Genomic DNA, 9,085 nt, shown 5'->3' with positions numbered 1-9,085 from the left:
ACTAATTTCGCACCGCCATTCTCAGGTGGCACGGTTCCTGGCGCCCTCGGCCCAGGCCCTGCGGGCGGCGCTGGTGCCGCTCATCGCGCATTTCCGCGCCGGCCCGCCGCCGCGCATCTGGCAATTGTGAGGCAAGAGATGAACCTGACACCCCGCGAAAAGGACAAGCTGCTGGTGGCCATGGCCGCCATCGTCGCCCGCAACCGCATGGCGCGCGGCGTCAGGCTGAACCACCCCGAGGCCGTCGCCATCATCACCGACGCCGTGGTCGAGGGCGCCCGCGACGGCCGCTCGGTCGCCGACCTGATGTCCTGGGGCGCCGAGATCCTGCGCGCCGAGGATTGCATGGAAGGCGTGCCCGAGATGATCCCCGAGATCCAGGTCGAGGCCACCTTTCCCGACGGCACCAAGCTGGTGACGGTCCACCATCCCATCCGCTGAAGGACTTCGCGATGAAAAAGCTTCTTGCCGCCCTGCTGCTGGCACCGACCGCGGCCCTTGCCCATACCGGCCACGGCGGGGGCGCGCCCCTGGTGGCGGGCCTGTCCCACCCGCTGGGCGGGGCCGATCACCTGCTGGCCATGCTGGCCGTGGGCCTGTGGGCGGCCGGCATCGGCGGACGCGCGATCTGGGCGCTGCCGCTGGCCTTCGTGGCGGCGATGGTCGCGGGCGGCGCGCTGGGTGCGGCAGGGGTCGGCCTGCCGCTGGTCGAGCCGGTGATCCTGGCCTCTTCCATCGTCATCGGCGCGGCGATCGCGCTGGCCCTGCGGCCGGGCCTGGCCATGGTGCTGCCGGTGATCGCGGTCTTCGGCATGATGCACGGCCATGCGCACGGGATCGAAGGCCCGGCGCAGGGGCTGGCCGCCTATGCCGCGGGCTTTGCGCTGGCGACGGCGGGCCTGCACGGCATCGGCATCGCGCTGGGGCGCCTGCCGCTGGCGCGCTGGCTGGGCGCTGCGACCGCCGCGGCGGGCCTTGTGCTGGCGGTGGCCTGAGATGATCCCCGGAGAGATCATCCCCGCCGAGGGCGAGATCGTGCTGAACGCCGGCCGCCCCCGCCTGGTCCTGACCGTCGCCAATACCGGCGACCGCCCGGTGCAGGTCGGCAGCCATTACCATTTCGCCGAAACCAACCCGGCGCTGGATTTCGACCGCGCGGCTGCGCGGGGGATGCGCCTCGACATCGCCGCCGGCACCGCGATCCGCTTCGAGCCGGGTCAGACCCGCGACGTGGGCCTGATCCCCTTTGCGGGCGACCGCCGGGTCTTCGGCTTTCGCGCCGCCGTCATGGGAGAGCTGTAGGATGCCCGCCACGCTGTCCCGCGCCGATTACGCGGCGATCTATGGCCCCACCACCGGCGACCGCGTGCGCCTGGCCGATACCGAACTGGTCATCGAGGTCGAGCGCGACCTGACCACCTATGGCGAGGAGGTCAAGTTCGGCGGCGGCAAGGTCATCCGCGACGGCATGGGCCAGTCGCAGAAATCCCGCGCCGAGGGCGCGATGGACACCGTCATCACCAATGCGCTGATCGTGGATGCGACCGGCATCTACAAGGCGGACGTGGGCCTGCGGGACGGGCGCATCGCGGTGATCGGCAAGGCCGGCAACCCCGATACCCAGCCCGCCGTCACCGTGCTGATCGGGCCGGGGACCGAGATCATCGCGGGCGAAGGCCGCATCCTGACCGCCGGCGCCATGGACGCGCATATCCATTTCATCTGCCCCCAGCAGATCGACGACGCGCTGCATTCGGGCATCACCACCATGCTGGGCGGCGGCACCGGCCCGGCGCATGGCACGCTGGCCACCACCTGCACGCCGGGGCCCTGGCATATCGGCCGGATGCTGCAAGCCGCGGACGCCTTCCCGATGAACCTGGCCTTTGCGGGCAAGGGCAACGCCTCGCTGCCCGCCGCGCTGGAGGAACAGGTCCGCGCCGGCGCCTGCGCGATGAAGCTGCACGAGGACTGGGGCACCACCCCCGCCGCCATCGACTGCTGCCTTTCCGTCGCCGACCGCATGGACGTGCAGGTGATGATCCACACCGACACGCTGAACGAAAGCGGCTTTGTCGAGGACACCATCGCCGCCATCGCCGGCCGCACCATCCATGCCTTCCATACCGAGGGCGCGGGCGGCGGCCATGCGCCCGACATCATCCGGGTGGCGGGGCTGGCGAACGTGATCCCGTCCTCGACCAACCCGACGCGGCCCTTCACCGTCAACACGATGGAAGAGCATCTGGACATGCTGATGGTCTGCCATCACTTGGACCGCTCGATCCCGGAAGACATCGCCTTTGCCGAATCCCGCATCCGGCGCGAGACCATCGCGGCCGAGGACATCCTGCACGACATCGGTGCCATGTCGATCATCTCGTCCGACAGCCAGGCCATGGGCCGGGTGGGTGAGGTGCTGATCCGCACCTGGCAGACCGCCCACAAGATGCGCGTGCAAAGGGGCGTGCTGGGCGATGGCCCGGCCGACAATTTCCGCGTCCGCCGCTATGTCGCGAAATACACCATCAACCCGGCCATCGCGCATGGATTGGCGCATGAGATCGGTTCCGTCGAGCCGGGCAAGCGCGCCGACCTGGTGCTGTGGAACCCCGCCTTCTTCGGCGTCAAGCCCGGGATGGTGCTGCTGGGCGGCACCGTGGTCATGGCGCAGATGGGCGATCCCAACGCCTCGATCCCGACGCCGCAGCCGGTGCATTCGCGGCCCATGTTCGGGGCCTTCGGGCGCTCGGTCGAACGCAGCGCCGTGACCTTCGTCAGCCGCGATGCCGAGCTGGGCCATCTGGGGCTGGCCAAGGACACGGTCGCCGCGCGCGGCACGCGCGGCATCGGCAAGGCGCAGATGGTGCTGAACGACGCCACCCCCGAGATCCATGTCGACCCCGAAACCTACGAGGTGCGCGCGGATGGCGAGTTGCTGACCTGCCAGCCCGCCGAAAGCCTGCCCATGACGCAACGCTATTTCCTGTTCTGACGATGAAAGCCACCGCCGTCCTTCACCCGCCGCTTGCCGCCCGGCCCATCGACCGGGTCGAGCTGGACTATGATGCCCGCTTCCTGCGCCGCAAGCTGCTGCGCACCCGCTCGGGCGCCGACCTGCTGGTCGATCTGCCGAAAGTCACCGCGCTGGCCCATGGCGACGCGCTGCTGAGCGATGCCGGCCCGGTCGAGGTCGTCGCCGCAGCCGAGCCGGTGCTGATCGTCACCGGCGACCTGCCGCGCCTGGCCTGGCATATCGGCAACCGCCACACGCCCTGCCAGATCGAGCCCTTCCACCTGGTCATCCGCGCCGATCACGTCCTGCGCGCCATGCTGCAGGGCCTGGGCGCGACCGTGACCGAGGCGCGGCAGCCTTTCATCCCCGAAGGCGGCGCCTATGGCCCGGCCCAGGTCATGGGCCATGGGCATGGACATGGGGACGGGCACGGGCACCAGCATGCGCATGGCCACCCCCACCCCCATGGCTGAGCTTGCCGCGCTGCAACGGCTGTTTGCCTGGCTGTCGCCCGCCTGGCCGGTGGGCAGCTTTGCCTATTCGCACGGCATCGAGCAGGCCATCGCCGATGGCTGGCTGACCGGGCCGGACGCGGTGCAGGACTGGATCGCCGATCTTTTGCGCCATGGGGCGGGCCGCAACGACGCGATCCTCTTGGCCCATGCCTGGCGGGGCGAGGATGTGGCCGAGCTTGCCCTGGCGCTGTCCGGTTGCGCCGAGCGCCGCCGCGAGGCGGCCGAGCAGGGGGCAAGCTTCGCCCGCGCCCTCTCGGCCGTCGAGGGCGCGCTGCCACCCGCCCCCTATCCCGTCGCCATCGGCATGGCGGCCGCCCGTGCGGGGGTGCCGCTTGCCGAAACGCTGGCGCTCTTCCTGCAGGCCTTTGCCTCGAACCTGGTTACGGCCTGCGTCAAGTCCGTGCCCATCGGCCCGACCCAGGGCCAGCGCGTGCTGGCCGCCCTGATGCCGCTGATCCGCGAGATCGCCGCCGAGGCCGAGGTCGCGACGCTGGACGAGCTGGGCGGCTGCACCTTGCGCGGCGACCTGGCCGCCATCCGCCACGAAACGCTGCAACCAAGGATCTATCGCACATGACCAGCCCGAACGGCCCGCTTCGCATCGGCATCGGCGGCCCGGTCGGCGCGGGCAAGACCCGCCTGACCGAGGCGCTTTGCCGGGCGCTGTCGCAAGACCTGTCCGTCGCCGCGATCACCAACGACATCTATACGCGCGAGGATGCCGAATACCTGATGCGCGTGCAGGCCCTGCCGCTGGAGCGCATCCGCGGCGTCGAGACCGGCGGCTGCCCGCATACGGCGATCCGCGAGGATTGCTCGATCAACCTTGCCGCCGTCGAAGAGCTGACGGCGGCCTTTCCCGACCTCGACGTGATCCTGATCGAGTCGGGGGGCGACAACCTGTCGGCCACCTTCTCGCCGGAACTGGCGGACCTGACGGTCTATCAGATCGACTGCGGCATGGGCGACGACATCCCGCGCAAGGGCGGGCCGGGGGTCACGCGCTCGGACCTGCTGGTCGTCAACAAGATCGACATCGCCGAGGCGGTGGGCTGCGACCGCGACCGCATGGCGCGCGACGCGGCCCGGCAACGCGGCGCGCGCCCGGTGCGCTTCTGCTCCCTGCGCACCGGCGAGGGCGTGGCCGAGGTCGTGGCCGAGATCCGCCGCCTGGGCGGGCTGGACGGCGCCTGACCCGCCTGCCGCAGCGCGACCCTGGGGCAGGGCGGCCCGGTCGCTGCCGGGGCACCCTTCGCATCAGAACGTCATCTTCAGGCCGATGCCCAGCTCGCGCGGCTCGACCACGGTGGCCTCGAAGCCGCCGATCGAGCGGCTGGCCCGCAGAGAGGTCACCGAGCGGTCGTCGAACAGGTTGCTGACATAGGCGAAGGCCTGCAGGTTCTCGTACGGCTGCCAGGTTAGCCGGGCATTGGCGACGGTATAGGAAGCGACCCAACTGTCGCGGTCCTCGTTGTCGTCGGAATAATAGCCGTCGGTATGGCGCAGCTGGCCGCTGAGCCGCCATTGCGGCGTGATGTCCCAATCGGCCGCCAGCGAAAGCGTATAGTCGGGCGCGCGGCCGAAGCGGTGGCCCTGGTATTCCGCCGCCGCGCTGGTCAAGCGGCCGATCTCGGCATGCAGCAGGCCCAGCCCCGCCTTGACCCGCAGGTTGTCGCGCAGCAGATCGTCCATCCCCAGTTCCAGGCCATAGGATCTGGTGCGCTCGGCATTGACGGTGATCGAACGGCCTATGTTCTCCGGCAGCCTGGTCATGACATAGCGCTGCGCATCGTGCAGTCGGGTGTAGAACAGGTTCCCGGTCAGCCCATCCGGTCGTCGAGCAACCGGATGCGGCCGAAGATCTCGTAGTTCCACGAGATCTCCGCATCGAAGGGCACGTATTCGCCGCTGTTCATGCTCAGCGTCGCCCCGCCGGGGTTGTAGCCCTTGCTGACCATGACGCCGATGCGGCTCGACCGGTCGAGGTCATGGGCCAGCGCCAGCTTGCGCAGCCAGGCGTCGAAGCTTTCGTCGTAGTCCAGCAGGTTGGGGGTAAAGCTCGACACGCCGCACCGGGTGATGTCGTCGCGCTGATAGCGCAGCCCGCCGGTCAGGTTCCAGCGGTCCGCCAGGTGGCTTCGGCGAACAGCCCCAGGCTGTCCTTGCGGTCGTCATAGGGGGTGGTGCCGTGGTAATCCAGCAACTCGTCCGAATCCGTGTGCGAGACGAACAGCCCCGTCACGCCGCTGATCCGGTCCTCGGGCGTGCCGAAGGTCGGGTCTCGTTCGAGGTCACGTCCTGGTCCAGGACCACCGTGCCCGAGTTGACCGGCTCGGTCGAGCGCTTGATCCGGATGTCGGAATATTGCAGCTGGTTGAACAGCGTCCAGCCGTTGCCGAAATCATGGCTCAGGTCCAGGATCGTGGTGTTGGTGCGCAGCCGCCAGCTGGGGTTCGAGGCGGTGGCGCTTTCCAGGTCCTCATAGGGTTCGGTCACGGCCTCCCAGTTCGGCCGGTTCGTCATGCCGTGCAAGAAGGTCAGCTTGCCCTGGAATCCGGGGATCTCTTGCGGCTGCCACAGCAGCTTGGCGCGAATGGTGTGCGATTCATGGTCCCGGTCGGTCGAGCCGACCGCGAAGGCGGGATTGGTATAGTCGATGTAATTGTCGCGCGCCCAGTCATCGACGGCGATGCGCCCGGCCAGATCCTCGGACAAGGATCCCGAGGCCATCAGGCGGCTGTGGCTGCCGTATTCCATCTGCGCGGCGCCCTGGGGCTGGAAGGTCGGATCCTTGGTCCTGGCGATGATCGCCCCGGCGATCGAAATTCGCGCCCTGGGTCGCCGTCTGCGGGCCGCGGAAGACCTCGATGGATTCCACGTCCCACAGCGCCTGGCTGCCCCAGACGATTTCGTTATAGCCTAGGGAATGGCCGTCGAGGGTGAAGGCCAGCCGCGGCGCGGTGCCGCCGAAAAAGGCCACCGCGCCCGAATGCGCGCCTTCGCTGTCCTGGCCGCGGATGGTGGGCGCGCCGCCCTGTCCGCCCGAGGCGACATAGGTCACGTTGGCGATGCCCGTCGCCGCATCGGCGACGCTGTCCTGCCCGCCGTTCTCCTCAAGGTCGCGCGCGGTCAGGATCGCCACGGAAGAGGCGGTGTGCTTGACGCTGCGCGCCTGCTTTTCGCCGGTCAGGACGATTTCGTCCAGCCGCATCGTCTCGGTCGCGCCCTGGCCGTCCTGGGTAAGCGCCGGGGCGATGGCCAATGCCAGCAGGGTGCCCGTGCCGACCCATGCCGGGATCTTGCGTCCATTCATCTCCAAACCCTCTTGAGAAGCTGCGGGCTGGCGGGTGCTGGCTGCCAGATGTGATTCGCATCCGGCCCGGGCTGGGCTGCCAGTTGCAGCAGGTCTTCGGCATGGCCGAGGGGCTGGTCTGCTTTACCGCGCCGCCCGACAGCGAAGAGCGCATCGTGAACACCCAGGGCCGGCCGATGTCGCCCTGGGACGAGCTGCGCATCATCCGCCCCGACAGGCGCGAGGCCGCCATCGGCGAGCCGGGCGAGCTGCAGGTCCACGGCCCCTATACGATCCCGCGAGGCCCATGCCGGCGGGGCGCTGGCCGCGCCACTGGGGTCTGCCAGGCCGGCGGCCAGCGGCTGATCGTCCTGGGGTTGCGCAAAGTGGGCCAGCATCGCCTGGACCGCCGCGGTGATCTGCCGGATCTTGGCCGGGCCGTAGCGGTCGGCGCGATGGCTCATCATGATGCGCAGGCCGACGGTCTCGCCCGCCACGTCCTCGACGATCTCGAATTGGAGGCCAAGAAGGGTCTCTGCCTTGTCCGGGTCGATCTGCCGGTATTCGACGCGACTTGCCGTCCATCAACGCGATGGCGCCGTTCATCCGGTTCCGGGCGTGGATCTGGATGAAGACTTCGAACATCTCGTCCAGCCGGGTGACGGGATTGCCGGTCAGCGCTTCGGCCACCTGATCCAGCGGAATCTCGGAGTGCGGCAGCGACCGGGCGATGCGGTCGCGCACCTGCGCGATCAGCGCGGCGGGCGTGTCCTGCGCCCCCAAAGCCAGGCGATGCGCGGTCATGGTGGTGAAATAGCCCACGGTATCGAACCAAGCCGGATCGTTGCGCCCCGAGGCTGAGGTGCCGATTACCAGGTCGCCGATGCCGCCCAGGCGCCCCAGCGCCACGCCGATCGCCGCATAGGCGGTGGCGAAGAGCGAAGCCGCGTTTCGCCGCGCCGTGGCATAGAGCCCGCGCGCGATTTCCGCCGGCAGGTCGATCCGGGTCCAGCCGCCCTGCGGATCCCGTCCGCCCGGCGCATCGCCCAGGATCGGCCGGGCGCGGGGCGCGCCGCGCAGGTGATGCAGCCAATAGTCCAGATGCGCGCGGTCCGCCTGCGCCGCCCTTTGCGCGGTGGCGAAGCGGTGGAAGCCCGGCGGCTGGTCGGGCCATTCCGGCGCCAGCCCCGCCCGCTGGCGATAGGCGTGGCCAAGCTGGTCCATCAGCAGGCTCAGCGACCATTCGTCCAGCACGACATGGTGGAACAGCATGGACAGCACCTGCTCGTCCCCCTCGCGGAAGAAGCGCAGCCGCAGCGGCAATTCGCGGGCAAGGTCGAAGACATGGCCGGCCTCGGTCCGGCGGCTGGCATCGCCGGCCTCGGCGCTGGTCCAGAACCCGCGGTCGTCGCCCAGCCGCTCGACCGGGACCACCTCTTGCAGCGGCTGGCCGTCCCGTTCGCGGAAATGGCTGCGCAGGACGGGATGGCGGCGGATCAGGTCGCCGAAAGCCAGGCCGAAGACCGTCTCGTCCACCGGTGTCGGGAAACGCAAGGCGAAAGGCAGGTTGAAGATGCCGCCATGGCCGAAGGCGGCATAGGCCTTCCGCAGCGATTGCTGGGCCAAGGACAGCGGCGCCGCCTGGGCCTTGGCGGCGTCCTCGCCGGCTGCGGGCATCGGTGCGGCCGGCGCGCTGCGGGTGGCGATATCCGCCAGCGCACGGGCGGTCGGATGGCGGAAGATGTCGATGAAGTGCAGGATGATGCCGTATTCGGCCTGCAACTTGCCGATGATGCGGGTCGCGACCAGCGAATGCCCGCCATGGTTGAAGAAATCGTCCTCGGGCCCCATCCCCGGCGCGCCGAGCGCCTCGCGGAAGGCGTCAAGGATCAGGCCCGCCAGTTCGTCCGCGTCCGCGGGCGCGTCGCCCGGTGTCCGGCGCGGCGCGGCGGGCTCGGGGCCGGGCTCGGCTGCGATCTGGCGCGCGCGGCGGCGGTCGGGTTTGCCATTGGCCGACAGCGGCAGGGCCGGGACCGCAAGGATGCGGTCGGGAAGGTGCGATTGCGGCAGCCGCTTTCGCAGGAAGGCGCGCAGCGCGCGGCTCGGGCAGGGCGCGGCCGGCGACCAGAGCGGCCAGCACCGTCTCGTCCCGCGCGTCGGGCAGGTCCACGACCAGCGCCTGCGCGATGGCGGGATGGGCGGCCAGCTCGGCCTCGACATCCGCCAGCGAGATGGGCACGCCGCGCACCTTGACATAGCCGT

General features: G+C 69.8%; 13 protein-coding genes and 1 pseudogene. 8 read left to right on the top strand and 6 right to left on the bottom strand.

Translation table 11 applies throughout. The features are described from left to right. The first annotated feature begins 138 nt into the window (after positions 1 to 138). The 7 genes from FE811_RS24070 to ureG are packed head-to-tail and all read left to right on the top strand — an operon-like array spanning position 139 to position 4,725. A complete protein-coding gene (locus FE811_RS24070) occupies positions 139 to 441 on the top strand; it encodes an urease subunit gamma (RefSeq protein ID WP_036755147.1) in 303 nt (100 codons plus the stop codon). A gap of 11 nt (positions 442 to 452) precedes the next feature. Further along, positions 453 to 995, top strand: coding sequence for a HupE/UreJ family protein (locus FE811_RS24065; protein ID WP_116222704.1), 543 nt, complete (start codon positions 453 to 455; stop codon positions 993 to 995). 1 nt (position 996) lies between these two features. Beyond that, entirely contained in the window at positions 997 to 1,302 is a 306-nt protein-coding gene (locus FE811_RS24060) for an urease subunit beta (RefSeq protein ID WP_072462575.1), read from the top strand. A 1-nt stretch (position 1,303) separates the two neighbouring features. After that, complete coding sequence (gene ureC, locus FE811_RS24055; protein WP_116222705.1) at positions 1,304 to 2,995, top strand: urease subunit alpha; 1,692 nt, start codon at positions 1,304 to 1,306, stop codon at positions 2,993 to 2,995. 2 nt (positions 2,996 to 2,997) lie between these two features. Next, positions 2,998 to 3,489, top strand: coding sequence for an urease accessory protein UreE (locus FE811_RS24050; protein ID WP_116222706.1), 492 nt, complete (start codon positions 2,998 to 3,000; stop codon positions 3,487 to 3,489). After that, complete coding sequence (locus tag FE811_RS24045; RefSeq protein WP_370362701.1) at positions 3,464 to 4,108, top strand: urease accessory protein UreF; 645 nt, start codon at positions 3,464 to 3,466, stop codon at positions 4,106 to 4,108. Before FE811_RS24050 ends, FE811_RS24045 begins: the two co-directional genes overlap by 26 nt. Then, positions 4,105 to 4,725 carry an urease accessory protein UreG gene (gene ureG, locus FE811_RS24040; RefSeq protein WP_036755230.1) on the top strand — a complete coding sequence of 207 codons (621 nt, stop codon included), beginning with the start codon at positions 4,105 to 4,107 and terminating at the stop codon, positions 4,723 to 4,725. The genes FE811_RS24045 and ureG overlap by 4 nt, the downstream gene beginning before the upstream one ends. 63 nt (positions 4,726 to 4,788) lie before the next feature. On the opposite strand, the gene FE811_RS28475 is transcribed toward ureG, so the two are convergent. The 5 genes from FE811_RS28475 to FE811_RS24025 are packed head-to-tail and all read right to left on the bottom strand — an operon-like array spanning position 4,789 to position 6,844. Continuing rightward, a complete protein-coding gene (locus FE811_RS28475; RefSeq protein ID WP_255469839.1) occupies positions 4,789 to 5,304 on the bottom strand; it encodes a TonB-dependent receptor domain-containing protein in 516 nt (171 codons plus the stop codon). Between the two features lie 47 nt (positions 5,305 to 5,351). Beyond that, positions 5,352 to 5,612: a hypothetical protein gene (locus tag FE811_RS28470; protein WP_255469840.1), complete on the bottom strand. Its 261-nt coding sequence runs from the start codon at positions 5,610 to 5,612 to the stop codon at positions 5,352 to 5,354. A gap of 29 nt (positions 5,613 to 5,641) precedes the next feature. After that, on the bottom strand, positions 5,642 to 5,773 hold the full coding sequence (locus FE811_RS28465) for a hypothetical protein (RefSeq protein WP_255469838.1): 132 nt from the start codon (positions 5,771 to 5,773) through the stop codon (positions 5,642 to 5,644). Next, a complete protein-coding gene (locus FE811_RS24030; protein WP_116222708.1) occupies positions 5,770 to 6,246 on the bottom strand; it encodes a hypothetical protein in 477 nt (158 codons plus the stop codon). The genes FE811_RS28465 and FE811_RS24030 overlap by 4 nt, the downstream gene beginning before the upstream one ends. After that, entirely contained in the window at positions 6,209 to 6,844 is a 636-nt protein-coding gene (locus tag FE811_RS24025) for a TonB-dependent receptor plug domain-containing protein (protein ID WP_116222709.1), read from the bottom strand. The genes FE811_RS24030 and FE811_RS24025 overlap by 38 nt, the downstream gene beginning before the upstream one ends. Between FE811_RS24025 and FE811_RS28830 the strand changes: the two are divergent. Beyond that, positions 6,793 to 7,056 (top strand): annotated as a pseudogene (locus FE811_RS28830) (hypothetical protein); the annotation flags it as partial. The gene FE811_RS24025 and the pseudogene FE811_RS28830 overlap by 52 nt on opposite strands. Here the strand turns inward: FE811_RS28830 and FE811_RS24015 are convergent. Beyond that, positions 7,046 to 9,043, bottom strand: a complete 1,998-nt coding sequence (locus FE811_RS24015; RefSeq protein ID WP_116222710.1) for a condensation domain-containing protein — start codon at positions 9,041 to 9,043, stop codon at positions 7,046 to 7,048. The pseudogene FE811_RS28830 and the gene FE811_RS24015 sit on opposite strands and share 11 nt — an antisense overlap. Between the last annotated feature and the right edge of the window lie 42 nt (positions 9,044 to 9,085).

This window comes from Paracoccus sp. FO-3, assembly GCF_006386455.1.
Lineage (GTDB): Bacteria > Pseudomonadota > Alphaproteobacteria > Rhodobacterales > Rhodobacteraceae > Paracoccus > Paracoccus versutus.
Note: the sequence above shows the minus strand (reverse complement) of the source record. Positions and strands in the feature narration are given on the sequence as shown.